Raw genomic sequence first — 22,907 nt, 5'->3', positions numbered from 1 at the left:
CCGTTCCCTGATCACAGCCCCAGAATCATCTGCGCGATGATGTTCTTCTGGATCTCGTTCGAACCGCCGTAGATCGACGTCTTCCGGTAATTGAAGTAGTACGCGGCGAGCGGCGCCGCATCGTCGTCGCCCGCGACGCTGTGTTCGCGCTCGCCGTCGAGGAACGGCACGTCGAACGGAGCGGCCAGCGGGCCGATCGCTTCGACCATCAGCTCGGTGAGCGCCTGCTGCACCTCGGTGCCCTTGATCTTCAGCATCGACGCCTCGGGGCCGGGCCCCTTGCCGCTCGTCTCGCGGCTGACGACGCGCAGCACCGTCACCTCCAGCGCCATCAACTCGACTTCGAGCGCCGCGACCTTCGCGGCGAACACGGGATCGGCGAGCAACGGCTTGCCGTTCTTGCGCTGGTTCGACGCCACCCGCTTCAGGAACGCGAGCTCCCGCTTCGACGCGCCGACGCGCGCGATGCCGGTGCGCTCGTGGCCGAGCAGGTATTTCGCGTAGGTCCAGCCGCGGTTCTCGTCGCCGACGAGGTTCTCGACCGGCACCTTCACGTCCTCGAAGAACACCTCGTTGACCTCGTGGTCCTCGTCGAGCATCACGATCGGGCGCACGGTGATGCCGGGCGTCTTCATGTCGATCAGCAGGAACGAGATGCCCTCCTGCTTCTTCGCGGCCGGATCGGTGCGCACGAGGCAGAACATCATGTCGGCGTACTGGCCGAGCGTGGTCCAGGTCTTCTGGCCGTTGACGACGTAGTGATCGCCGTGGCGCTCGGCGCGCGTGCGCAGCGACGCGAGGTCGGACCCGGAACCCGGCTCCGAATAACCCTGGCACCACCAGTCCGAGCCGTCGAGAATACGCGGCAGATAGTGGCGCTTCTGCGCTTCGCTGCCGTATTTCATCAGGACCGGCGCGACCATCGACACCCCGAACGGCAGCACGGTCGGCGCACCGATCCGCGCGCACTCCTCGTCCCAGATGTGCCGCTGCGTCGCGTTCCAGCCCGGCCCGCCATATTCGACCGGCCAGGCAGGCGCGGACCAGCCGCGCTGGCCGAGAATCCGGTGCCAGCTCGCGAAATCCTCGCGGTCGAGTCGTTTGTGATCGAGTACCTTGGCGCGCAGTGCGTGAGGCAAGTTGGCCTCGAGCCAGGCGCGGACGTCGGCGCGGAACGCGTCGTCGGCGGGGGAATAATCCAGATCCATGCGCAGTGTCTCCTGTCGACCAGAGTTAGCGCTTTAGCGCTTACTCTGGTCCCATGCTTCGCGGTCGGCCGGAGTGAGTGCTTTAGCACTTGCTCCGGTCCCATGCTTCGCGGTCGATCAGCGTTGGCGCGTCAGCGCCTACACTGATCCCATGCAAGGCTTGCCGCGACCGTCCGGCCCGGCAAGGACACACTGCGTACGCTATTGCAGCGGTTCTTTCAGCGCGGCTGGAATCGGCAGCGGCATCACGTCGATGCCTTCCTCGACCAAGGACTGCGCATCCTCCGGCGTCGTGACGCCGCGAATGCTGCGTGCCGGCGCCTCGTTGTAATGGATGCGCCGCGCTTCCTCGGCGAAGCGCTCGCCCACGTTCTCGGTCTTCTCCAGCACCTCGCGCAGCGCGCGCATCACCTGCGCCTGCAGCGCACGCGGATCGGCCGGCTGCGCCTGCGTCGCGCCCGACAGGTTCAGGCGCGGCGCCGACGGCAGACGGTTGACCTCCGTCGTTCCGCACACCGGACATTCGACCAGCTTGCGGGACAACTGCGCTTCGAATTCATCGGCGGAAGCGAACCAGCCTTCGAACCGATGACCGTGCGGACACTGTAAATCGAGGACCTTCATGCTGAATCAGGGCGTGTGACGAGTGTAGCGCAAAAAGCGGTTTTGTGAACGATCGTGCTAAATCCGGATCGCGCGGCACGGGCGCGCCGCGTCATGGAATTGTAACGCGGCGCTCCGGCCGCCGCCGACGCCGTGCTCAGGGCGTGACGACCGGCCCGAGCGGCCACGTGCCGGACAGCACCTTGTCGAGCCACATCGTGCCGATGATCGTCTTCACGTCGGTGATCTGGCCCGTGCGCACCCATTCCTGCAGGTCGGCCAGCGTCGCGGTGAAGGTTTCAAGGAATTCGCCTTCGTCGAGCTTGCGTTCGCCGGCCGTCAGCCCGCGCGCGAGATACAGGTCGATGAATTCGGTCGAATAGGAAATGATCGGATGAATGCGGGCCAGGAACACGTATTCGCGCGCCGTGTAGCCCGTTTCCTCGCGCAACTCGCGCACCGCGCACGCGAGCGCGCCTTCGTTCGGATCGAGCTTGCCGGCCGGAAATTCGGCCATCACCTTGCCGATCGGATAGCGGAACTGGCTTTCCATCAGCACGCGGCCGTCGTCGAACAGCGGGATCACCATCACCGCACCCGGGTGCTGCACGTATTCGCGCGTGGCCTTCTTGCCGTCCGGCAGACGGACGGTGTCGCGCTTGAGCTTGAGGAATGCGCCTTCGAAAATCGCCTCGCTCTCGAGGCAGGTTTCGGTCAGTGCGGCGTCGTGATTGGGAAGTTCGGCCATCGGCGGCTCCTGAATGAGCACGACGGACGGCCGGAGCCGTCAGCGTCGTTTGACGAGATACTGGAACGTGAAGCCGGGAAACGCGAACACGACGAAGAGACTGAACGTGATCGCGTAAAACTGCCAGCCCTGTTCGAAGCGGTTGCCGGCGCGCGACTCGAGCCAGAAGCCGAGCGCGCCGACGACGAAGTACAGCACGATCAGCTCGCCGATCCGCACCCACGCATTCTTCTTCGTCGCGCCGAACGGCACGACGGCGAAGAGGCGTTGGTTCAGGAACGGCAGGTTGGCGCATACGAGCGCCAACAGCACGATGAACCAGCCGGCTGCCGACATTACAGCGGCAGCGTGTGACGGATTGCCTGCAGGCAGGCGGTCAGCAGCGGGCTCGGGATCAGGCCGAGCACGACGACCGCCAGGCCATTCAGCACGAGGATCGTGCGCTTGCAGAAATCGCCCGAGATCGGCGTCGAATCCTGCGGGGCATCGAAGTACATCAGCTTGACGATGCGCAGGTAGTAGAACGCGCCGAACAGCGACGTGATCACGGCCAGCACGGCGAGCCACGTGAGACCCGCATTGACGGTCGCCTCGAGCACGGCGAGCTTCGCGTAGAAGCCGACGGTCGGCGGGATGCCGGCCAGCGAGAACATCATGACCATCATCACGAACGCGAACACCGGGCTGCGCTTGTTGAGGCCCTTGAAGTCGTCGATCGTTTCGGCTTCGAAATCGCGGCGTGCGAGCAGCATCACCACGCCGAACGAGCCGAGCGTCGTGATCAGGTAGACGATCGCGTAGAACATCGCCGAGCTGTACGCGTTCGCCGGTGCCGCCGCGTCGCCCTTCACGATGCCCGCGAGCAGGCCGAGCAGCACGAAGCCCATGTTCGAGATCGCCGAGTACGCGAGCATCCGCTTGATGTTGCGCTGGACGATACCGGTGATGTTGCCGACGATCAGCGACAGCGCGGCGAGGATCACGAGCGCGGTCTGCCAGTTCTGCGCGAGCGGCAGCAGGCCCATTACCAGGAAGCGCAGGCCCCACGCGAACGCGGCAACCTTCGGGCCGCCGCCGACGAACAGCGTCATCGCGGTCGGTGCGCCCTGGTAGACGTCCGGCACCCACATGTGGAACGGCACGGCGCCGAGCTTGAACGCGATACCGGCGACGATGAAGACCACGCCGAACATCAGCACGGCCGCGTCGGTGTTGCCGCCGACCGCCTTGTACACTTCGCCGAGCTCGAGCGAGCCGGTCGCGCCGTAGAGCATCGAGATGCCGTACAGCACGAAACCCGACGCGAGCGCGCCCAGCACGTAGTACTTCATCGCGGCTTCGCTCGACTGCGCTGCATCGCGACGCAGCGCGATGACCGCGTACAGCGACAGCGACATCAGCTCGAGGCCGAGGTACAGCGTCAGGAAGTTGTTGCCCGACACCATGACCAGCTGGCCGAGCAGCGAGAACATGCCGAGCAGGAACACGTCGCCGCGGAACATGTCGCGGTCTTCGAGGTACTTGCGCGAATAGACGAGCGAGACCGCGAAACCGAACGACACGACGGCCTTCATCATGCTCGCGAACGAGTCGACGACGACCATCTTCGAGAAGAAGTAGTACTGCTGCGGGTCGAGCGCCTGGACCGCGAACCACGCGCCGGCGACGACCGACGAAACGACCGCGATCAGATAGGTCAGGCGGCGGCCGGAAGCACCGGTAAAGGTGTCGTTCAGCCATGCGACGACGATGGCGGCCATCACCAGCGCGTCAGGCAACAGGACATTCATAGAGGCGTTTTGCATGATCTTGAGTTCCTCCGCTCGCGATTACTGGGCCAGCGGCAGCTTCGACTGCGCGACGTGGGAGAGGAGGTTTTCCACGGAAACGTGCATCACGTCGGTGAAAGGCTTCGGATACAGGCCCATCAGCAGCGTGAACGCGGCGAGCACGGCCAGCATCAGGAATTCGCGACGGCCGATGTCCTTCAGCTTGGCAACGTGATCGTTCGCCACCGCGCCGAAATACACGCGCTTGTACATCCACAGCGTGTAGGCCGCACCGAGGATCAGCGTGAACGCCGCACCGAATGCGATCCAGAAGTTGTACTGGACGGCCGCGAGGATCACCATGAACTCGCCGACGAAACCCGACGTACCCGGCAGGCCGCAGTTGGCCATCGAGAACAGCATCGCGAATGCCGCGAACTTCGGCATCACGTTCACGACACCGCCGTAATCGGCGATCTGGCGCGAGTGCACGCGGTCGTACAGCACGCCGATGCAGAGAAACATCGCGCCCGACACGAAGCCGTGCGAGATCATCTGGATGATCGCGCCTTCGACGCCGAGCTGGTTGAAGATGAAGAAGCCGAGCGTGACGAAGCCCATGTGCGCGATCGACGAATACGCGACCAGCTTCTTCATGTCGGCCTGCACCATCGCGACGAGGCCGATGTAGATCACCGCGATCAGCGACAGCGTGATCACGACGGGCGCCAGGAAATGGCTCGCGTCAGGCGTGATCGGCAGCGAGAAGCGCAGGAAACCGTATGCGCCGAGCTTCAGCATGATCGCGGCCAGCACGACCGAGCCGCCCGTCGGCGCTTCCACGTGCGCGTCCGGCAACCACGTGTGCACCGGCCACATCGGCACCTTCACCGCGAACGCGAGGAAGAACGCGATGAACAGCAGGATCTGTGGCGTCATCGCGATCTTCGCGTTCTGCCACGTCGCGAGGTCGAACGAGTGCGTTTCCGTGTACAGGTAGATCAGCGCGACCAGCATCAGCAGCGAACCGGCCAGCGTGTACAGGAAGAACTTGAACGCCGCATACACGCGGTTCGGGCCGCCCCACACGCCGATGATGATGTACATCGGGATCAGGGTCGCCTCGAAGAACACGTAGAACAGCAGGCCGTCGGCCGCCGAGAACACGCCGATCATGATCCCGGACAGGATCAGGAACGCCGCGAGGTACTGCGCGACGTTCTCGGTGATCACTTCCCATGCGGCGATCACGACGATCACCGTGATCAGCGCGGTCAGCACGACGAACCACATCGAGATGCCGTCGACGCCGAGGTGATACGAGATATCGAAGCGTTCGATCCAGGTCGACTTCTCGACGAACTGCAGCGCCGCCGTGCTCGAATCGAAGCCCGTGACCAGCGGGAGCGTGACCGCGAGGCCGAGCAGCGCACCGATCAGCGCGACCCAGCGGGCCGTCCCCGGATTTTTGTCGTTACCCACCGCAAGCACGAGGAGGCCGAAAACGATCGGCAGCCAGATCGCGGTACTGAGAATCGGAAAAGCGTGCATTAGTGTTGTCCCCCCGCCTTATTTGCCGCCGAGCGTTACAAACAGGGTCAGGAGCCCCAGCATGCCGATGATCATGGCGAACGCGTAGTGATAGATGTAACCGGATTGGAGGAAGCGGATCACGCCGGCGAACCAGCCGATGAACCGGGCGCTGCCGTTGACGAGGCCGTCGATCACCACGACGTCGCCCTCCTTCCACAGGCCGCGGCCGATCGCCACCGAACCGCGGGCGAACACCACTTCGTTGATCTTGTCCATGTAGTACTTGTTGTCCAGCAGCGTGTAGATCGGGCCGAACGCGCGGCGGATCGACGCCGGCAGCTCCGGACGCTTCAGATACAGGAACCACGCGACGACGACACCGGCGAGCGCCAGCCACACCGGCAGGCCCGACACCGAGTGCAGGCCCATGCCGACCCAGCCATGGAACTCTTCGGCCATCTCGGCGAGCGCCGGATGGTTTTCGCCGATGAAGATCACCTTGTCGAATGCGACGCCGTGCTGGAAGAAGTCGCCGAACAGCATCGGGCTGACCGCGATCGCGCCGATGATCACCGACGGGATCGCCAGCAGGACCAGCGGCACCCACACGACCCACGGGGTCTCGTGCGGCTCGTGCGCGTGGTCGTCATGACCGTGGCCATGGCCGTGATCGTCGTGGCCGTGCGCGGCCGCCATGCCCATCGGCGATTCCGGATGCTTCGGATTGCGGAAGCGCTCTTCGCCGTGGAACACCAGGAAGTACATGCGGAACGAGTACAGCGCCGTGACGAACACGCTCGCGACGACCGCGAAGTACGCGAAGCCCGAACCCGGCAGGTGCGACAGCTTCACCGCGTCGATGATCGAGTCCTTCGAGTAGAAACCCGAGAAGAACGGCGTACCGATCAGCGCGAGCGAACCGACGAGCGACGTGATCCACGTGATCGGCATGTACTTGCGCAGGCCGCCCATGTTGCGCATGTCCTGGTCGTGGTGCATGCCCATGATGACCGAGCCGGCGCCGAGGAACAGCAGCGCCTTGAAGAACGCGTGCGTCATCAGGTGGAACACGGCGACCGGATAGGCGGACACGCCGAGCGCGACGGTCATGTAGCCGAGCTGCGACAGCGTCGAGTACGCGACCACGCGCTTGATGTCGTTCTGGACGATGCCGAGGAAGCCCATGAAGAGCGCCGTGATCGCGCCGATCACCGTGATGAACGACAGCGCGGTATCCGACAGTTCGAACAGCGGCGACATGCGCGACACCATGAAGATGCCGGCCGTCACCATCGTCGCCGCGTGAATCAGCGCCGAGATCGGGGTCGGGCCTTCCATCGAGTCCGGCAGCCACACGTGCAGCGGGAACTGCGCCGACTTGCCCATCGCGCCGATGAACAGGCAGATACAGGCAACGGTCAGCAGGCCCCAGTCGGTGCCCGGGAAGTGCAGGCTCGCGAGCTCCGCGCGCTTCGCGAACACTTCGCCGTAGTTCATCGAGCCGGCGAACGCGAGCAGCAGGCCGATGCCGAGCAGGAAGCCGAAGTCGCCCACGCGGTTCACGAGGAACGCCTTCATGTTCGCGTAGATCGCGCTCTCACGCGTGAAGTAGAAGCCGATCAGCAGGTACGACACCAGACCCACCGCTTCCCAGCCGAAGAACAGCTGCAGGAAGTTGTTGCTCATCACGAGCATCAGCATCGAGAACGTGAACAGCGAGATGTACGAGAAGAAGCGCTGGTAGCCGTCTTCCTCCGCCATGTAGCCGATCGTGTACACGTGCACCATCAGCGAGACGAAGGTCACGACGACCATCATCATCGCGGTCAGCGAATCGACGAGGAAGCCGACTTCGAGCTTCAGCGAGCCGACGTTCATCCATTCGTAGACGGTCGCGTTGAAGCTTGCGCCGCCCATCACGTCGAAGAAGACTTTCGCCGACAGGAGGAACGCGATCAATACGCCGAGGATCGTGATCCGATGTGCGCCCTTGCGCCCGACTGCGTTCCCGAACAGCCCCGCAATCAGCGAGCCGGCCAGCGGAGCGAGCGGAATCGCCAGCAGCAGGTTTTCATTGAGTGTCGTTGACATAACAGCGTTGCCTGAAATTAACCTTTGAGCTGATCGAGATCCTCGACATTGATCGTGTCGAGCTTACGGAACAGGGTCACCAGAATGGCGAGACCGATCGCGGCTTCCGCTGCGGCGACGGTCAGCACGAAGAACACGAAGATCTGGCCGTGCACGTCGCCGAGGTAATGCGAGAACGCGACGAAGTTGGTGTTCACCGCCAGCAGCATCAGTTCGATCGACATCAGGATGATGATGACGTTACGGCGGTTCAGGAAGATCCCGACGATCGCGATCGCGAACAGGATCGCGCCGAGCACAAGGTAGTGAGCAAGAGTCAGCATGGTTTTCTTTTCCTCCGCTTAGCCGTTGGTGCCCGAACCGGGTTCGCTTTGCGCCGTTTCCGGCTCCGGCTTGTCCGCTTCCATCTTCACGAGGCGCACGCGGTCGTTGCGGCGCACCTTGACCTGATCCGACACGCGCTGGCGCTTGCTGTCCTTGCCCTTGCGCTCGGTCAGCCCGATCGCGGCAATGATCGCGACCAGCAGCACGAGGCCGGCGATTTCGAACGCGAAGATGTAGTCGGTGTAGATCACCTTGCCGATCAGGCGCGTATTCGACCAGTTGGCCATCTCGCCCGTCGCCATCGCATGCACGGTGTGCGTGTCGCCGTAACCGCGCCACAGGATCAGCGCGGTTTCGATCACGATGATCGCGCCGACCACGGTTGCCATCGGCACGAAGCGCTTGAAGTCGCGGCGCAGGTAGTCGATGTTGATGTCCAGCATCATCACGACGAACAGGAACAGCACCATCACCGCGCCCACGTAGACCAGAACCAGCAGGATCGCGAGGAATTCCGCTTCCAGCAGCATCCAGATCGCGGCGGCGTTGAAGAACGCCAGCACAAGGAAAAGCGCAGACGCCACCGGGTTGCGCGAAGTGATCACCTTCAGCCCTGATACCACCAGGAGCAGCGCGAAGATGTAGAACAGTACGGTCGTGAATTCCATGATTACCGGTTCATCGTTAGGCCATAGTCAGGCGCGGCTTGCGGGACGCCCGCACCCGTCGCGGCGGCTCGGCCCGTTCATGCCGGGCCGGCACTGCAAACACAATCAACGATACGGCGCGTCGGCAGCCTTCGCCGCGGCGATGTCCTTCTCGTAGCGATCGCCCACCGCGAGCAGCATTTCCTTCGTGAAATACAGGTCGCCGCGCTTTTCGCCGTGGTACTCGAGAATCTGCGTCTCGACGATCGAATCGACCGGGCAGCTTTCTTCGCAGAAACCGCAGAAGATGCACTTCGTCAGGTCGATGTCGTAGCGCGTCGTGCGGCGCGTGTTGTCCGCGCGCGTTTCCGATTCGATCGTGATCGCCAGCGCGGGGCACACGGCCTCGCACAGCTTGCACGCGATGCAGCGCTCTTCGCCGTTCTCGTAGCGGCGCAGTGCATGCAGCCCGCGGAAACGCGGCGAGATCGGGGTCTTCTCTTCCGGGAACTGCACGGTGAACTTGCGCTTGAACGTGTAACGACCGGTCAGCGCGAGCCCCTTCAGCAGCTCGGTCAGGAAGAAAGTCTTAAAGAAGTGTTGGATAGCCGTCATGATTTCGTCCGATCTTTACTTCGCCCAGATGTTCAGCGGCGACATCATCCAGAAGCCGACCACGATCACCCAGACCACCGTGACGGGCAGGAACATCTTCCAGCCCAGACGCATGATCTGGTCGTAACGGTAGCGCGGGAACGTCGCGCGCACCCAGATGAACACCGACAGCAGCGCGAAGACCTTCAGCACCAGCCAGAAGATGCCCGGAATGAACGACAGGAATTCGAACGGCGCGTCCCAGCCGCCGAGGAACAGCGTCGCCGCCAGCGCCGAGATCACGATCATGTTGATGTACTCGGCGAGGAAGAACAGCGCGAACGCCATGCCCGAGTAATCGATCATGTGACCCGCGACGATCTCCGACTCCCCTTCCACCACGTCGAACGGGTGACGGTTCGTTTCGGCGATGCCCGAGATGAAGTAGACGACGAACGCCGGCAGGAGCGGCAGCCAGTTCCACGACAGGAAATTCACGCCGTGGCCGGCGAAGAAGCCGTGCTGTTGCGAACCGACGATTTCCGACAGGTTCAGGCTGCCGGCGGTCATCAGCACGAGCACCAGCGCGAAGCCCATCGAGATTTCGTACGACACCATCTGTGCCGCGGCGCGCATCGCGCCGAGGAACGCGTACTTCGAGTTCGACGCCCAGCCCGCGAGAATCACCGCGTACACGCCGATCGACGAGATCGCCATCGCGTACAGCAGGCCCGCGTTCACGTTCGCGAGAACGGCCTCGGCCTGGAACGGAATCACGGCCCACACGGCGAACGCCGGCACGACGGTCATGACCGGCGCAATCAGGTACAGCCAGCGGCTGGCGGCGCTCGGCTGAATGACTTCCTTCAGCAGCAGCTTCAGCACGTCGGCGATCGGCTGCAGCAGGCCACCGGGGCCGACGCGGTTCGGGCCGAGACGCACGTGCATCCAGCCGATCAGCTTGCGTTCCCACAGAATCAGGTACGCGACGCACAGCAGGATGACGACGGAGACGACGAGGATGCGCACGACTGCCCACACCGTCGGCCACGCGAAGCCGAGAAGCTCGGCCCCGCCCGCGTTGATCGTATCGAACAAGCTCATTTACGCCTTCTCCACCACCAGTTCACCGGACAGGCTGCCGAGCGCTGCGCCGGCAGGCGTCGCCGCCGACACGCGAACGACCGTCTCCGCAAGATTCGCGTCGCGCACGGCCGGCAACTGCACCGCACGCTCGCCCTGGCGCACGCGCACGGCGTCGCCTTCCTTCAAGCCCAGCTTGTCGAACAGCGCGGCCGGCAGGGCTGCGGCGTTCGCCGCCTTCGCGGCGGCCGTCAGGTGCAGTGCACCTGCGCGGCGCACGAGCGCGTCGGCGTGATAGATCGGCACGTCGGCCAGGCGCTCGAAACCGCCGTTCGCGGCATTCGCCGCGGCACGAGCCGGCGCGACCGACGTCCGGTTCGACAGACGGCCCGCGACGCCGGCGTCGCCGAGCGCGGCGACCCGCACTTCTTCCGCGGTCTCGTATTCGAAGTTCGGCAGGCCGAGCAGGCTGCCGAGCACGCGCAACACCTTCCAGCCCGGACGCGTGTCGCCCAGCGGGCGCACGACGCCGTTGAAGCCCTGCACGGTGCCTTCGGCGTTGACGAACGTACCGGCCGTTTCCGTGAACGGCGCCACCGGCAGCAGCACGTCGGCGTAGTCGAGGCCGTGCTTGAACGGCGACATCACGACGACCATCTCCGCCTGGTTCAGCGCGGCCAGTGCCTGCGCCGGATCGGCGGTGTCGAATTCAGGTTCGACGTTCAGCAGCACGTAGCCCTTGCGCGGCTGCGCGAACGCTTCGCGTGCGTTCAGGCCGCCTTCGCCCGGCAGTGCGCCGACGACGTGCGCGCCGACCGTGTTCGCCGCTTCCGTCAGGAAGCCGAACGTGGCGCCGGTGTTGTCGGCGATCCACTGGGCGACGGCGTGCAGCTTCGCGAATTGCGGATGACGGACCGCGACGTTGCCGAGCAGCACCGCGCGGCGTTCGCCGTTCGCGAGCGACTGCGCGACGGCTTGCGCGGCCGGCGATGCGGCGACGCCTGCGAGCGCGTCGGGCAGCGCGACGCCGCGCAGTTGCGCGACGGCCGCGGCGATGCCGGCCAGCTCGTCGAGCCATGCGGACGGCGCGGCGACGATGCGTTGCGCGCTCGGGATCAGCGAATCGTCACCGGTCGCGTGCAGGAAGTGCAGCTTCGCGCCGTTCTTCGCAGCCTGACGCAGGCGCGCTGCGAACAGCGGGTGGTCGCGGCGCAGGAACGAACCGACGACGAACGCGGCGTCCACGTTCGACAGGTCGGCGATCGGCATGCCGAGCCACGGCGCGCCCTGGACCGGCGCCGAGAAATCCTGCTGACGCAGACGGAAGTCGACGTTCGGCGTCTTCAGTTCGTTGGCGAGCTGCTTCACGAGGAACAGCTCTTCCGCGGTGCTGTGCGCGCTCGCGAGCATCGCCAGCGCGTTCGCGCCGTGATCCGCGGCGATGCCCTTCAGGCCCTTCGCGACGTATTCGAGCGCGGTCTGCCAGTCGGTCTCGATCCACTGGCCGCCCTGCTTCAGCATCGGCTTCGTCAGGCGCTCTTCGCTGTTGAGGCCTTCATACGAGAAGCGGTCCTTGTCCGAGATCCAGCACTCGTTGATTGCTTCGTTCTCGAACGGCAGCACGCGCATCACGCGATTGTTCTTCACCTGCACGACGAGGTTCGCGCCGACGGAATCGTGCGGGCTCACCGACCTGCGGCGCGACAGTTCCCACGTACGGGCGCTGTAGCGGAACGGCTTGCTGGTCAGCGCGCCGACCGGGCACAGGTCGATCATGTTGCCCGACATTTCGGAGTCGACCGTCTTGCCGACGAACGTCGTGATTTCCGAATGCTCGCCGCGGCCCAGCATGCCGAACTCCATCACGCCGGCAATTTCCTGGCCGAAGCGGACGCAGCGCGTGCAGTGGATGCAGCGCGACATTTCTTCCATCGAGATCAGCGGGCCCACGTTCTTGTGGAACACCACGCGCTTTTCTTCCGAGTAGCGCGACGACGACTTGCCGTAGCCGACCGCCAGATCCTGCAGCTGGCATTCGCCGCCCTGATCGCAGATCGGGCAATCGAGCGGGTGATTGATGAGGAGGAATTCCATCACCGACTGCTGCGCCTTCACAGCCTTGTCGGACTGCGTGCGGACGATCATGCCGGCCGACACGGGGGTCGCGCAGGCAGGCACGGCCTTCGGCATCTTCTCGACTTCGACGAGACACATCCGGCAGTTGGCCGCAACCGACAGTTTCTTGTGATAGCAGAAGTGAGGAATGTACGTATCCGCCTTGTGCGCAGCCTGGATCACCATGCTGCCTTCGGGCACCTCGACCTTCTTGCCGTCTATTTCAAGTTCAACCATGATGGTGAATGGTCCTTAACCTATTTCCGCCCGTTCGCGCCTTCGCCCGACCGTGCGCTCAAATTCCGCAATCGGGTTCGCTTCAGGCCGCCGCCGCGTGCGCGTGGCCGCCGACCATGCAGTGCTTGTGCTCGACGTGGTACGCGAATTCGTCCCAGTAGTGCTTGAGCATCCCGCGCACCGGCATCGCCGCCGCATCGCCGAGCGCACAGATCGTGCGGCCCATGATGTTCTCGGCCACCGAGTTCAGCAGGTCCAGATCTTCCTGACGCCCTTCGCCGTGCTCGATACGGTTCACGACGCGATACAGCCAGCCGGTGCCTTCGCGGCACGGCGTGCACTGACCGCACGATTCCTCGTAGTAGAAGTACGACAGGCGCAGCAGCGAGCGCACCATGCAGCGCGTCTCGTCCATCACGATCACCGCGCCGGAACCGAGCATCGAGCCCGCCTTCGCGATCGCGTCGTAGTCGAGATCGGTCTGCATCATGATGTCGCCCGGGATCACCGGCGCCGACGAACCGCCCGGAATCACGGCCTTGATCTTCCTGCCGCCGCGCATCCCGCCGGCGAGCTCCATCAGCGTCGCGAACGGCGTGCCGAGCGGCACTTCGTAGTTGCCCGGACGCTCGACGTCGCCCGACACCGAGAAAATCTTCGTGCCGCCGTTGTTCGGCTTGCCGATCTCGAGGTAATTCTGCGGCCCGATGGACAGCAGGAACGGCACCGCCGCGAACGTCTCGGTGTTGTTGATCGTGGTCGGCTTGCCGTACACGCCGAAGCTCGCCGGGAACGGCGGCTTGAAGCGCGGCTGGCCCTTCTTGCCTTCGAGCGACTCGAGCAGCGCCGTTTCCTCGCCGCAGATGTACGCGCCGTAACCGTGGTGCGCGTGCAGCTGGAACGAGAATTCCGAGCCCATGATGTTGTCGCCGAGGAACCCGGCCGCGCGCGCTTCATCGAGCGCGGCTTCGAAGCGTCGATACACTTCGAAGATTTCGCCGTGGATGTAGTTGTAGCCGACGGTGATGCCCATCGCGTACGCGCCGATGGCCATGCCTTCGATCAGCGCGTGCGGGTTCCAGCGCAGGATGTCGCGATCCTTGAACGTGCCCGGCTCGCCTTCGTCCGAATTGCAGACGAGATACTTCTGCCCCGGGAACTGGCGCGGCATGAAGCTCCATTTCAGGCCGGTCGGGAAACCCGCACCGCCGCGGCCGCGCAGGCCCGACGCCTTCACGTCGGCGATCACCTGCTCGGGCGAAATCTTTTCTTCGAGAATGCGGCGCAGCTGCTTGTAGCCGCCGCGCGCAACGTAGTCTTCGAGGTGCCAGTTCTCGCCGTTCAGACCAGCGAGGATCAGCGGTTTGATGTGACGGTCGTGGAGGGACGTCATTTCGAGAGCTCCTCAAGCAGCTGGTCGATCTTCTCGCGGCTCATGAAGCTGCACATTCTGTGATTGTTCACCAGCAGCACCGGCGCATCGCCGCACGAGCCCATGCATTCGCCTTCCTTCAGCGTGAACTTGCCGTCAGGCGTGGTCTCGCCGAAGCCGATGCCCAGCTTCTGTTTCAGGTAGTCGGCAGCCGCTTCCGCGCCGCCGTGCGGGCCGAGCTGGCACGGCAGGTTCGTGCAGAGCGTGATCTTGTGCTTGCCGACCGGTTTGAGCTCGTACATCGTGTAGAACGTCGCGACTTCCTGCACGGCAACGGCCGGCATGCCGAGATAGTCCGCGACGAACTGCATCAGTTCGGGCGACAGCCAGCCGTGCTCTTCCTGAGCAACGGCCAACGCCGACATCACGGCGGACTGTTTCTGATCGGCGGGATACTTCGTCAACGCTCGATCGATTTCCTTCAGGCCTTCAGCTGAGATCATTTTCAGACACGACTCTTTCAATTCCTACCGAACGAACAACCTGCCGCACATCGGGGTGCATGGACGGCAGACCTGGCGCTCACTCTGTTGACAGCTTGCGAAGCCGCGCCGATTCGGCGCATACCGCATGTGACTTCGCGTGCGACTGACTGCTCGCCGCCCGCGCTCGCGGGCGGCGCAACCATTAGCGATCGATTTCGCCGAACACGATGTCCTGCGTACCGATGATCGTGACGGCGTCGGCGATCATGTGACCGCGCGCCATTTCGTCGAGCGACGCCAGGTGCGCGAAACCCGGCGCGCGAATCTTGAGGCGATACGGCTTGTTGGCGCCATCGGACACGAGGTAGATACCGAACTCACCCTTCGGATGCTCGACCGCCGCGTACGCTTCGCCTTCCGGCACGTGGAAACCTTCAGTGAAGAGCTTGAAGTGGTGAATCAAGTCTTCCATGTTGGTCTTCATGCCGACGCGCGACGGCGGGGCAACCTTGTGATTGTCCGTCATCACCGGGCCCGGATTCTTGCGGAGCCACTCAATACACTGTTTCGCGATGCGGATCGACTGGCGCATTTCCTCGACGCGCACCAGATAGCGGTCGTAGCAATCGCCGTTCACGCCGACCGGCACGTCGAAATCCATCCGATCGTACACTTCGTAGGGCTGCTTCTTGCGCAGGTCCCACGCGATGCCCGAGCCGCGCAGCATCGGGCCCGTCAGGCCCATCTGCAGCGCACGTTCGGGGCTCACCACGCCGATCCCGACCAGACGCTGTTTCCAGATCCGGTTGTCGGTCAGCAGCGTTTCATATTCGTCGACGCACTTCGGGAAGCGCGTGAAGAAATCGTCGATGAAGTCGAGCACCGAGCCGCTGCGCGCTTCGTTCATCCTCGCGAGCGCCTTCTCGTTGCGAATCTTCGACGCCTTGTATTGCGGCATGACGTCAGGCAGATCGCGATAGACGCCGCCCGGACGATAGTACGCCGCGTGCATCCGGGCGCCGGACACCGCTTCGTACACGTCCATCAGATCTTCGCGTTCGCGGAACGCGTACAGGAACACGGCCATCGCGCCGACGTCGAGCGCATGCGCGCCGATCCACATCAGGTGGTTCAGCACGCGCGTGATTTCGTCGAACAGCACGCGGATGTACTGCGCGCGCTCCGGCACGTCGATGCCGAGCAGCTTTTCGATCGCGAGCACGTAGCCGTGCTCGTTGACCATCATCGACACGTAGTCGAGACGGTCCATGTACGGCACGGACTGGATGAAGGTCTTGGATTCCGCGAGCTTTTCCGTCGCACGGTGCAGCAGGCCGATGTGCGGATCGGCACGCTGGATGACTTCGCCGTCGAGCTCGAGCACGAGGCGCAGCACGCCGTGCGCTGCCGGGTGCTGCGGGCCGAAGTTGAGCGTGTAGTTCTTGATTTCTGCCATGACGCCCCCTTAATGTTTCAGACCGCCATAGCGATCCTCGCGGATCACGCGCGGCGTGATTTCGCGCGGCTCGATCGTCACCGGCTGGTACACGACCCGCTTCTCTTCCGGGTCGTAACGCATTTCGACGTAGCCCGACACCGGGAAGTCCTTGCGGAACGGGTGACCGATGAAGCCGTAGTCGGTGAGGATGCGGCGCAGGTCGGGGTGGCCTTCGAACACGATGCCGTACAGGTCGAACGCTTCTCGCTCGTACCAGTTCGCCGAGGTCCAGATGTCGACCAGCGACGCCACGATCGGCAGATCGTCGTCCGGTGCGAACGCGCGCAGGCGCAGGCGCCAGTTGTTCGTGACCGACAGCAGGTGCGACACGGCCGCGAAGCGCGGGCCGTCGTAGGCACCGTCGCCGAAGGTCTGGTAGTCGACGCCGCAGAGGTCGATCAGTTGCTCGAAACGGAGCTTCGGATCGTCGCGCAGCGTCTTTGCGACTTCGAGGTAATCGCTCGCCTTCACGACGAGCGTCAGTTCACCGATCGCTTCGGTGAGGCTCACCACGCGCGCGCCGAGCGCGGCTTCCAGGTTTGCCTTGAGGGTCTCGATTTTGCTTGCCATATTGAGGGGACGCTCGGGGCTTTATTGACGGGCGATGGTATTGGTGCGGCGGATCTTCGCCTGAAGCTGGATCACGCCGTAGACCAGCGCCTCGGCCGTAGGCGGACAGCCCGGCACGTAGACGTCGACCGGCACGATCCGGTCGCAGCCGCGGACCACCGAGTACGAGTAGTGGTAGTAACCACCGCCGTTGGCGCACGACCCCATCGAGATCACCCAGCGCGGCTCGGCCATCTGGTCGTACACGCGGCGCAGCGCGGGCGCCATCTTGTTGCACAGCGTGCCGGCGACGATCATCACGTCCGATTGACGCGGGCTCGGACGAAACACGACGCCGAACCGATCCAGATCGTAACGGGCCGCGCCCGCATGCATCATCTCGACGGCGCAACACGCGAGCCCGAACGTCATCGGCCACAGCGAGCCGGTACGCGTCCAGTTGATCAGCTTGTCAGCCGTCGTGGTGACAAACCCTTCCTTCAAGACCCCTTCGATACTCATTTGCTTTCCACTCCAGAGGAGCGACCGAGCGTGGCCGCCCATGCAAACCGGCGATTAACCCATCACTCCCAGTCGAGGCCGCCTTTCTTCCAGATATAGGCAAAGCCCAGCAGGAATTCGAGCAGAAAAATCATCATTGCGATGAAACCCGGCCAGCCGATGTCCCGGAGCGCGACGCCCCACGGAAACAGGAATGCGGTTTCGAGATCGAAGATGATGAACAGGATGGCGACGAGGTAATACCGAACGTCGAATTTCATCCGGGCGTCTTCAAAGGCTTCGAAGCCGCACTCGTACGGTGCGTTCTTCTCGACGTCCGGCTTGTTGGGACCAAGGAGCTTGCCGATGCTGACCAGCGCTATACCTAAACCAGTGCCCACGAGGAGGAACAACAAGACGGGGTAATAGGCTGCGAGGTTCAAGGCAATCCTCTATCGGTTGGTTCTGAGCGTCCGGAGAATACCACTTCCGGAGGAAGGAATCATTTCGGAGTACAGGCGATCGCAAGACAACCGCAAGCACACCCCACAAATGAAAAATGCCAGCCACTAGAAGCGGCTGGCATTGAGTAACTTTGGTGCCGACGGCGAGACTCGAACTCGCACAGCTTTCGCCACTACCCCCTCAAGATAGCGTGTCTACCAATTTCACCACGTCGGCACTGCATGCAACTCGGGTTGTGCTGCTTGTTCCCGCGAATCGCTTCAAGAATTAAATTCTAACCCGAGTTCTGGATTTGTTCAACGCACAACCGCAAAAAAATTAACTTTTTATTTCGGGACATCCTGGCCCGGCGCGCTTGCGGCCGAACCGGCGGCAGCGGACGCCGCGACGGCCGGCGTCGATGCCGCGGGGGCTGACGCCGGTGCGGTCACTGCCGCGCCGAGCACGCCTGCCGATGGCGTCGACTTGTACGAACCGAGGTACGTCAGCGCGAGCGTCGCGATGAAGAAGATCGTCGCGAGAATGCCCGTCGTGCGCGACAGGAAGTTCGCCGAGCCCGTCGCCCCGAACAGGCTACCCGACGCGCCGCTGCCGAATGCGGCGCCCATGTCGGCGCCCTTGCCATGCTGCAGCAGCACGAGCCCAATCACACCAAGTGCGGACAGCACCTGCACGACAATAATCAGCGTCTTGAATAACAGCATCACACCCACCCGATTGGTCGGGCGACCGGACCGACCGGCCGCCGTCATGGTTCAATTCGATCTCGGACCGCTCAACGCGCGGCCCGGCAGATCGCCAGGAAATCTTCCGCCTTCAGCGACGCGCCGCCGATCAGGCCGCCGTCGATGTCCGGCTGCGCGAACAGCTCTTCCGCGTTGTCCGGCTTCACGCTGCCGCCGTACAGCACGGACACGTCCGCCGCACCCTTCGCCGCGAGACGCGCACGCAGGAACGCGTGCACGTCCTGTGCCTGCGCCGACGTCGCGCTCTTGCCCGTGCCGATCGCCCAGACCGGCTCGTACGCGACGACGATGCGGGCGGCTTCGTCAGCCGTCAGCGCGACCAGCACCGCATCGAGCTGCGCACCGACGACCCGCTCGGTCGCCCCCGACTCGCGCTCGTCGAGCGTCTCGCCGACGCACACGACCGGCGTGAGGCCCGCGGCAAGCGCGCGTTGCGTCTTCGCGGCGACCGTCTCGTTGCTTTCGCCGTGATACGCGCGACGCTCCGAATGGCCGACGATCACATACTGCGCGCCGAACTCCGCCACCATCGCAGCCGCCACCTCACCGGTGAACGCACCTTGCTCGTGCGCGGACACGTCCTGCGCGCCGAACGCGACGCGGCCGCCGCCGAGCTGCGCCTGAACCTGCGCGAGATACGGAAACGGCACGCACACGCCGATCGACATTTCAGCCGCCACCGCGCCCGCACCCTGCACCACTTCGTTCAGCAGCACCTGGTTGCCGGCCAGCCGGCCGTGCATCTTCCAGTTGCCGATCACTCGCTTTGTTCGTTGTTTCGACATCGTGTCCGTCTCGTCACTATCTTGTCATTAACGTGCCGGAACCCGGCCGTCAGGTTGGATCTGGCGAAGCAAACCCGCGATTTTACTGCGCGCGGCTTGAACCGGTCAAACCGCGTATGTCAAGCCCGCCGCGCGGGCCGTCACGCGTTCGCGCCCCAATCCAGCACGATCTTGCCGATGTGCTCGCCGCTCTCCATCAGCGCATGCGCCTGCGCGGCCTCGCCGGCCGGCAGCACACGATAGATCACGGGCTTGATGCGAGCGTCGGCCAGCAGCGGCCACACGCGTGCCTTCAACTGCGCGGCGATGCGCGCCTTGAACTCGACCGGGCGCGGGCGCAGCGTCGAGCCCGTCACCGTCAGCCGGCGGCGCAGGATCTCGTTCAGGTTGACCTCGGCCTTCGCGCCGCCGAGCAGCGCGATCAGCACGAGACGGCCGCCGTCCGCGAGCGCGGACAGCTCGCGCGGCACGTACGAGCCCGCCACCATGTCGAGGATCACGTCGACACCGCGATCGTGCGTCAGCGACTTCACGACTTCGACGAAGTCTTCGGTCTTGTAGTCGATCGCGCGCTCGGCGCCGAGCGCCTCGCACGCACGGCACTTGTCGGCGGTGCCGGCCGTCGCGAACACGCGAAAGCCGAGCGCATGCGCGATCTGGATCGCCGTCACGCCGATGCCGCTCGAGCCGCCCTGCACGAGCAGCGTCTCCTGCTCGCCGCCCTCGCCCGCGCCGAGCTGCGCACGGTCGAACACGTTGCTCCACACGGTGAAGAACGTTTCGGGCAACGATGCAGCCTCGATATCGGTGAGGCCGTCGGGCACCGGCAGGCACTGCGGCAGCGGCGCGACCGCATATTCGGCATAGCCGCCGCCCGCGAGCAGCGCGCATACGCGATCGCCGAGCTTCAGGCCGAACGGGTTCAGCGCCGAGTCTGACAAATCGCCGCCGACGATCTCGCCCGCGACCTCGAGGCCCGGCAGATCCGACGCACCCGGCGGCGGCGCATAGGCGCCCTTTCGCTGGAACACGTCGGGCCGGTTCACGCCGGAAGCCGCCACCTTGATCAGCACCTCGCCGCGCTTCGGTTCGGGGCGCGGACGCTCCGCGAGCTTCAGCACGTCGGGGGCGCCGAATTCGGTGATTTCGATGGCTTTCATGGTGAGAGTCGCTCCAGGATCGGAATCGGATGGCACGCCCGTGCGCACGGCGCGGGCGCCTCGCCGGCGCTGCTGCGCCGCACAACGATGCTACAGAAAAAACGGCCGGCACGCTTTCGCACTGCCGGCCGTTGGTCCGCCCGTCCGCTTACTGCTGCGGCGGCGTATCCGACTGCGCTGCCGCCGCTGCTTCGTTCAGCAGCGCCTTGGCCGACAGACGCACGCGACCCTTCTCGTCCGTCTGGATCACCTTGACCTTCACCTGCTGGCCTTCCTTCAGGTAGTCGTTGATGTCCTTCACGCGCTCGTTGACGATTTCCGAGATGTGCAGCAGGCCGTCCTTGCCCGGCAGCAGGTTCACGATCGCGCCGAAATCGAGCAGCTTGAGCACCGTGCCTTCGTACACCTGGCCGACTTCGATTTCAGCGGTGATCTGCTCGATGCGCTTCTTCGCTTCGGCCATGCCTTCGCTGTTCGTGCTCGCGATCGTCACGACGCCGTCGTCCGAAATGTCGATGGTCGTGCCCGTTTCTTCCGTCAGCGCGCGGATCACCGAACCGCCCTTGCCGATCACGTCGCGGATCTTTTCCGGGTTGATCTTGACCGTGATCATGCGCGGCGCGAATTCCGACAGTTGCGTGTTCGCACCCGACACCGCCGACGTCATCTTGCCGAGGATGTGCATGCGGCCTTCCTTCGCCTGCGCGAGCGCGACCTGCATGATTTCCTTCGTGATGCCCTGGATCTTGATGTCCATCTGCAGCGCCGTCACGCCTTGCTCCGTGCCGGCCACCTTGAAGTCCATGTCGCCGAGGTGATCCTCGTCGCCGAGGATGTCGGTCAGCACCGCGAACTTGTTGCCTTCGAGGATCAGGCCCATCGCGATACCCGCGACGTGCGCCTTCATCGGCACGCCGGCGTCCATCAGGGCGAGGCAGCCGCCGCACACCGATGCCATCGACGACGAACCGTTCGATTCGGTGATTTCCGACACGACGCGGATCGAGTAGCCGAATTCGTCGGCGCTCGGCAGGCACTTGACCAGCGCGCGCTTCGCGAGGCGGCCGTGACCGACTTCGCGGCGCTTCGGCGAGCCGACGCGGCCCGTTTCGCCGGTCGCGAACGGGGGCATGTTGTAGTGGAGCATGAAGCGCTCGCGGTATTCGCCTTCGAGCGCGTCGATGATCTGCTCGTCACCCTTCGTGCCGAGCGTCGCGACGACCAGCGCCTGCGTCTCGCCGCGCGTGAACAGCGCCGAGCCGTGAGTGCGCGGCAGCACGCCGGTGCGGATCTCGATCGGGCGCACGGTGCGCGTGTCGCGGCCGTCGATACGCGGCTCGCCGTTCAGGATCTGCGAACGGACGATCTTCGCTTCGATGTCGAACAGCACGTTGCCGACCGTGGCCTTGTCGGCCGCGACCGTACCGGCCGCCAGCGCGTCTGCCTCGAGCTTCGCCGACGTCGCCGCGTAGACTTCCTTCAGCTTCGCCGAACGCGCCTGCTTGTCGCGCAGTTGGTAAGCGGCGAGCAGATCGTTCTGCGCCAGCTCGGTCACGCGTGCGATCAGCGCCTCGTTCTTCGGCGCCGGCTGCCAGTCCCACTCGGGCTTGCCGCCGTCGCGGACCAGCTCGTGGATCGCGTCGATCGCGACCTGCATCTGCTCGTGGCCGAACACCACGGCGCCCAGCATCACGTCTTCCGTCAGTTGATCGGCTTCCGACTCGACCATCAGCACGGCGCGCTCCGTACCCGCGACGACGAGGTCGAGGCTCGACGCCTTGAGCTGGTCACGCGTCGGGTTCAGCACGTACGCGTTGTCGATGTACGCCACGCGCGCGGCACCGACCGGGCCGTTGAACGGCAGGCCCGACACGGCGAGCGCAGCCGATGCACCGATCAGCGCGGGGATGTCCGCCGGGATTTCCGGGTTCACGGACAGTACGTGGATCACGACCTGCACTTCGTTGTAGAAGCCTTCCGGGAACAGCGGGCGCAGCGGACGGTCGATCAGGCGCGACGTCAGCGTCTCGTGCTCCGACGGACGGCCTTCGCGGCGGAAGAAGCCACCCGGGATCTTGCCGGCCGAGTAGGTCTTCTCGAGGTAGTCGACGGTCAGCGGGAAGAAATCCTGGCCCGGCTTCGCCGACTTCGCGCCGACGACGGTTGCCAGCACGACGGTGTCTTCGACGTCGACGATCACGGCGCCGCTTGCCTGGCGAGCGACTTCACCGGTTTCGAGGCGCACCTTGTGCTGGCCCCACTGGAATTCCTTCACGACCTTGTTGAACATGGACATGGTTGCTCCTTTGTATTCATGCATTTCATTCGCCGCGCCGGCGATCCCGCGCGGCGGCGTCCCGACCGAATCACCCGGAGCAAGGTGTGTTTTTTATG

At 64.3% G+C, this 22,907-nt stretch carries 22 protein-coding genes and 1 tRNA gene; all 23 read right to left on the bottom strand.

Annotation, left to right across the window (positions count from 1 at the left end; translation table 11 throughout):
• Positions 1-11: 11 nt before the first annotated feature.
• The 23 genes from HWX09_RS30360 to pnp all read right to left on the bottom strand — a co-directional run bounded on the left by HWX09_RS30360 (position 12) and on the right by pnp (position 22,809).
• On the bottom strand, positions 12-1,208 hold the full coding sequence (locus tag HWX09_RS30360) for an acyl-CoA dehydrogenase family protein (RefSeq protein ID WP_027784974.1): 1,197 nt from the start codon (positions 1,206-1,208) through the stop codon (positions 12-14).
• 201 nt (positions 1,209-1,409) lie between these two features.
• Entirely contained in the window at positions 1,410-1,832 is a 423-nt protein-coding gene (locus HWX09_RS30355; RefSeq protein ID WP_006478278.1) for a DUF1178 family protein, read from the bottom strand.
• Positions 1,833-1,968: 136 nt separating this feature from the next.
• Positions 1,969-2,559: an NUDIX hydrolase gene (locus HWX09_RS30350; RefSeq protein WP_027784975.1), complete on the bottom strand. Its 591-nt coding sequence runs from the start codon at positions 2,557-2,559 to the stop codon at positions 1,969-1,971.
• Positions 2,560-2,598: 39 nt separating this feature from the next.
• Positions 2,599-2,895, bottom strand: a complete 297-nt coding sequence (locus HWX09_RS30345; RefSeq protein WP_006478276.1) for a DUF2818 family protein — start codon at positions 2,893-2,895, stop codon at positions 2,599-2,601.
• Complete coding sequence (nuoN, locus tag HWX09_RS30340; protein ID WP_027784976.1) at positions 2,895-4,349, bottom strand: NADH-quinone oxidoreductase subunit NuoN; 1,455 nt, start codon at positions 4,347-4,349, stop codon at positions 2,895-2,897. The genes HWX09_RS30345 and nuoN overlap by 1 nt, the downstream gene beginning before the upstream one ends.
• A gap of 39 nt (positions 4,350-4,388) precedes the next feature.
• On the bottom strand, positions 4,389-5,879 hold the full coding sequence (locus tag HWX09_RS30335) for an NADH-quinone oxidoreductase subunit M (RefSeq protein WP_027784977.1): 1,491 nt from the start codon (positions 5,877-5,879) through the stop codon (positions 4,389-4,391).
• Positions 5,880-5,897: 18 nt separating this feature from the next.
• Positions 5,898-7,952 (bottom strand): NADH-quinone oxidoreductase subunit L, encoded by a 2,055-nt coding sequence (nuoL, locus tag HWX09_RS30330; RefSeq protein ID WP_027784978.1) that lies wholly within the window; start codon positions 7,950-7,952, stop codon positions 5,898-5,900.
• A gap of 17 nt (positions 7,953-7,969) precedes the next feature.
• Positions 7,970-8,275 (bottom strand): NADH-quinone oxidoreductase subunit NuoK, encoded by a 306-nt coding sequence (nuoK, locus tag HWX09_RS30325; protein ID WP_006478272.1) that lies wholly within the window; start codon positions 8,273-8,275, stop codon positions 7,970-7,972.
• Between the two features lie 18 nt (positions 8,276-8,293).
• On the bottom strand, positions 8,294-8,944 hold the full coding sequence (locus HWX09_RS30320) for an NADH-quinone oxidoreductase subunit J (protein WP_027784979.1): 651 nt from the start codon (positions 8,942-8,944) through the stop codon (positions 8,294-8,296).
• 105 nt (positions 8,945-9,049) lie between these two features.
• A complete protein-coding gene (gene nuoI / locus HWX09_RS30315) occupies positions 9,050-9,538 on the bottom strand; it encodes an NADH-quinone oxidoreductase subunit NuoI (RefSeq protein ID WP_006478270.1) in 489 nt (162 codons plus the stop codon).
• Between the two features lie 15 nt (positions 9,539-9,553).
• Positions 9,554-10,621 (bottom strand): NADH-quinone oxidoreductase subunit NuoH, encoded by a 1,068-nt coding sequence (gene nuoH, locus HWX09_RS30310; protein WP_027784980.1) that lies wholly within the window; start codon positions 10,619-10,621, stop codon positions 9,554-9,556.
• On the bottom strand, positions 10,622-12,952 hold the full coding sequence (gene nuoG / locus HWX09_RS30305; protein WP_027784981.1) for an NADH-quinone oxidoreductase subunit NuoG: 2,331 nt from the start codon (positions 12,950-12,952) through the stop codon (positions 10,622-10,624).
• An 82-nt stretch (positions 12,953-13,034) separates the two neighbouring features.
• On the bottom strand, positions 13,035-14,345 hold the full coding sequence (nuoF, locus tag HWX09_RS30300; RefSeq protein WP_027784982.1) for an NADH-quinone oxidoreductase subunit NuoF: 1,311 nt from the start codon (positions 14,343-14,345) through the stop codon (positions 13,035-13,037).
• A complete protein-coding gene (gene nuoE, locus HWX09_RS30295; RefSeq protein WP_027784983.1) occupies positions 14,342-14,827 on the bottom strand; it encodes an NADH-quinone oxidoreductase subunit NuoE in 486 nt (161 codons plus the stop codon). The genes nuoF and nuoE overlap by 4 nt, the downstream gene beginning before the upstream one ends.
• A 184-nt stretch (positions 14,828-15,011) precedes the next feature.
• On the bottom strand, positions 15,012-16,265 hold the full coding sequence (locus tag HWX09_RS30290) for an NADH-quinone oxidoreductase subunit D (protein ID WP_027784984.1): 1,254 nt from the start codon (positions 16,263-16,265) through the stop codon (positions 15,012-15,014).
• Between the two features lie 9 nt (positions 16,266-16,274).
• The gene (locus tag HWX09_RS30285; protein WP_006478264.1) at positions 16,275-16,877 is read right to left on the bottom strand and encodes an NADH-quinone oxidoreductase subunit C; all 603 of its coding nucleotides are present in this window, start codon (positions 16,875-16,877) and stop codon (positions 16,275-16,277) included.
• Between the two features lie 21 nt (positions 16,878-16,898).
• Positions 16,899-17,378 (bottom strand): NADH-quinone oxidoreductase subunit B, encoded by a 480-nt coding sequence (locus HWX09_RS30280; protein WP_006398799.1) that lies wholly within the window; start codon positions 17,376-17,378, stop codon positions 16,899-16,901.
• 62 nt (positions 17,379-17,440) lie between these two features.
• The gene (locus HWX09_RS30275) at positions 17,441-17,800 is read right to left on the bottom strand and encodes an NADH-quinone oxidoreductase subunit A (RefSeq protein WP_006398798.1); all 360 of its coding nucleotides are present in this window, start codon (positions 17,798-17,800) and stop codon (positions 17,441-17,443) included.
• Between the two features lie 153 nt (positions 17,801-17,953).
• A tRNA-Leu gene (locus HWX09_RS30270) sits at positions 17,954-18,038 on the bottom strand.
• A gap of 110 nt (positions 18,039-18,148) precedes the next feature.
• Complete coding sequence (gene secG, locus HWX09_RS30265; protein ID WP_027784985.1) at positions 18,149-18,526, bottom strand: preprotein translocase subunit SecG; 378 nt, start codon at positions 18,524-18,526, stop codon at positions 18,149-18,151.
• Positions 18,527-18,597: 71 nt separating this feature from the next.
• Entirely contained in the window at positions 18,598-19,353 is a 756-nt protein-coding gene (gene tpiA / locus HWX09_RS30260) for a triose-phosphate isomerase (RefSeq protein ID WP_027784986.1), read from the bottom strand.
• Positions 19,354-19,493: 140 nt separating this feature from the next.
• Entirely contained in the window at positions 19,494-20,513 is a 1,020-nt protein-coding gene (locus HWX09_RS30255; RefSeq protein ID WP_027784987.1) for an NAD(P)H-quinone oxidoreductase, read from the bottom strand.
• A 148-nt stretch (positions 20,514-20,661) separates the two neighbouring features.
• Positions 20,662-22,809: a polyribonucleotide nucleotidyltransferase gene (gene pnp / locus HWX09_RS30250; RefSeq protein WP_027784988.1), complete on the bottom strand. Its 2,148-nt coding sequence runs from the start codon at positions 22,807-22,809 to the stop codon at positions 20,662-20,664.
• Positions 22,810-22,907: the final 98 nt, after the last annotated feature.

Source organism: Burkholderia sp. BCC1208, from assembly GCF_902833095.1.
GTDB lineage: Bacteria > Pseudomonadota > Gammaproteobacteria > Burkholderiales > Burkholderiaceae > Burkholderia.
This window is presented reverse-complemented; position numbering and strand designations above follow the sequence as displayed.

What these genes read in the sequence shown, in the direction of transcription:
- nuoE (WP_027784983.1), bottom strand. Translation starts at nt 14,827, where the DNA reads ATGATCTCAGCTGAAGGCCTGAAGGAAATCGATCGAGCGTTGACGAAG.
- nuoK (WP_006478272.1), bottom strand. Translation starts at nt 8,275, where the DNA reads ATGCTGACTCTTGCTCACTACCTTGTGCTCGGCGCGATCCTGTTCGCG.
- nuoN (WP_027784976.1), bottom strand. Translation starts at nt 4,349, where the DNA reads ATGAATGTCCTGTTGCCTGACGCGCTGGTGATGGCCGCCATCGTCGTC.
- nuoF (WP_027784982.1), bottom strand. Translation starts at nt 14,345, where the DNA reads ATGACGTCCCTCCACGACCGTCACATCAAACCGCTGATCCTCGCTGGT.
- nuoL (WP_027784978.1), bottom strand. Translation starts at nt 7,952, where the DNA reads ATGTCAACGACACTCAATGAAAACCTGCTGCTGGCGATTCCGCTCGCT.
- secG (WP_027784985.1), bottom strand. Translation starts at nt 18,526, where the DNA reads ATGCTGTTATTCAAGACGCTGATTATTGTCGTGCAGGTGCTGTCCGCA.
- tpiA (WP_027784986.1), bottom strand. Translation starts at nt 19,353, where the DNA reads ATGTCGAAACAACGAACAAAGCGAGTGATCGGCAACTGGAAGATGCAC.
- HWX09_RS30320 (WP_027784979.1), bottom strand. Translation starts at nt 8,944, where the DNA reads ATGGAATTCACGACCGTACTGTTCTACATCTTCGCGCTGCTCCTGGTG.
- nuoH (WP_027784980.1), bottom strand. Translation starts at nt 10,621, where the DNA reads ATGAGCTTGTTCGATACGATCAACGCGGGCGGGGCCGAGCTTCTCGGC.
- HWX09_RS30255 (WP_027784987.1), bottom strand. Translation starts at nt 20,513, where the DNA reads ATGAAAGCCATCGAAATCACCGAATTCGGCGCCCCCGACGTGCTGAAG.
- HWX09_RS30290 (WP_027784984.1), bottom strand. Translation starts at nt 16,265, where the DNA reads ATGGCAGAAATCAAGAACTACACGCTCAACTTCGGCCCGCAGCACCCG.
- HWX09_RS30335 (WP_027784977.1), bottom strand. Translation starts at nt 5,879, where the DNA reads ATGCACGCTTTTCCGATTCTCAGTACCGCGATCTGGCTGCCGATCGTT.
- HWX09_RS30350 (WP_027784975.1), bottom strand. Translation starts at nt 2,559, where the DNA reads ATGGCCGAACTTCCCAATCACGACGCCGCACTGACCGAAACCTGCCTC.
- HWX09_RS30285 (WP_006478264.1), bottom strand. Translation starts at nt 16,877, where the DNA reads ATGGCAAGCAAAATCGAGACCCTCAAGGCAAACCTGGAAGCCGCGCTC.
- pnp (WP_027784988.1), bottom strand. Translation starts at nt 22,809, where the DNA reads ATGTCCATGTTCAACAAGGTCGTGAAGGAATTCCAGTGGGGCCAGCAC.
- HWX09_RS30280 (WP_006398799.1), bottom strand. Translation starts at nt 17,378, where the DNA reads ATGAGTATCGAAGGGGTCTTGAAGGAAGGGTTTGTCACCACGACGGCT.
- nuoI (WP_006478270.1), bottom strand. Translation starts at nt 9,538, where the DNA reads ATGACGGCTATCCAACACTTCTTTAAGACTTTCTTCCTGACCGAGCTG.
- nuoG (WP_027784981.1), bottom strand. Translation starts at nt 12,952, where the DNA reads ATGGTTGAACTTGAAATAGACGGCAAGAAGGTCGAGGTGCCCGAAGGC.
- HWX09_RS30345 (WP_006478276.1), bottom strand. Translation starts at nt 2,895, where the DNA reads ATGTCGGCAGCCGGCTGGTTCATCGTGCTGTTGGCGCTCGTATGCGCC.
- HWX09_RS30355 (WP_006478278.1), bottom strand. Translation starts at nt 1,832, where the DNA reads ATGAAGGTCCTCGATTTACAGTGTCCGCACGGTCATCGGTTCGAAGGC.
- HWX09_RS30360 (WP_027784974.1), bottom strand. Translation starts at nt 1,208, where the DNA reads ATGGATCTGGATTATTCCCCCGCCGACGACGCGTTCCGCGCCGACGTC.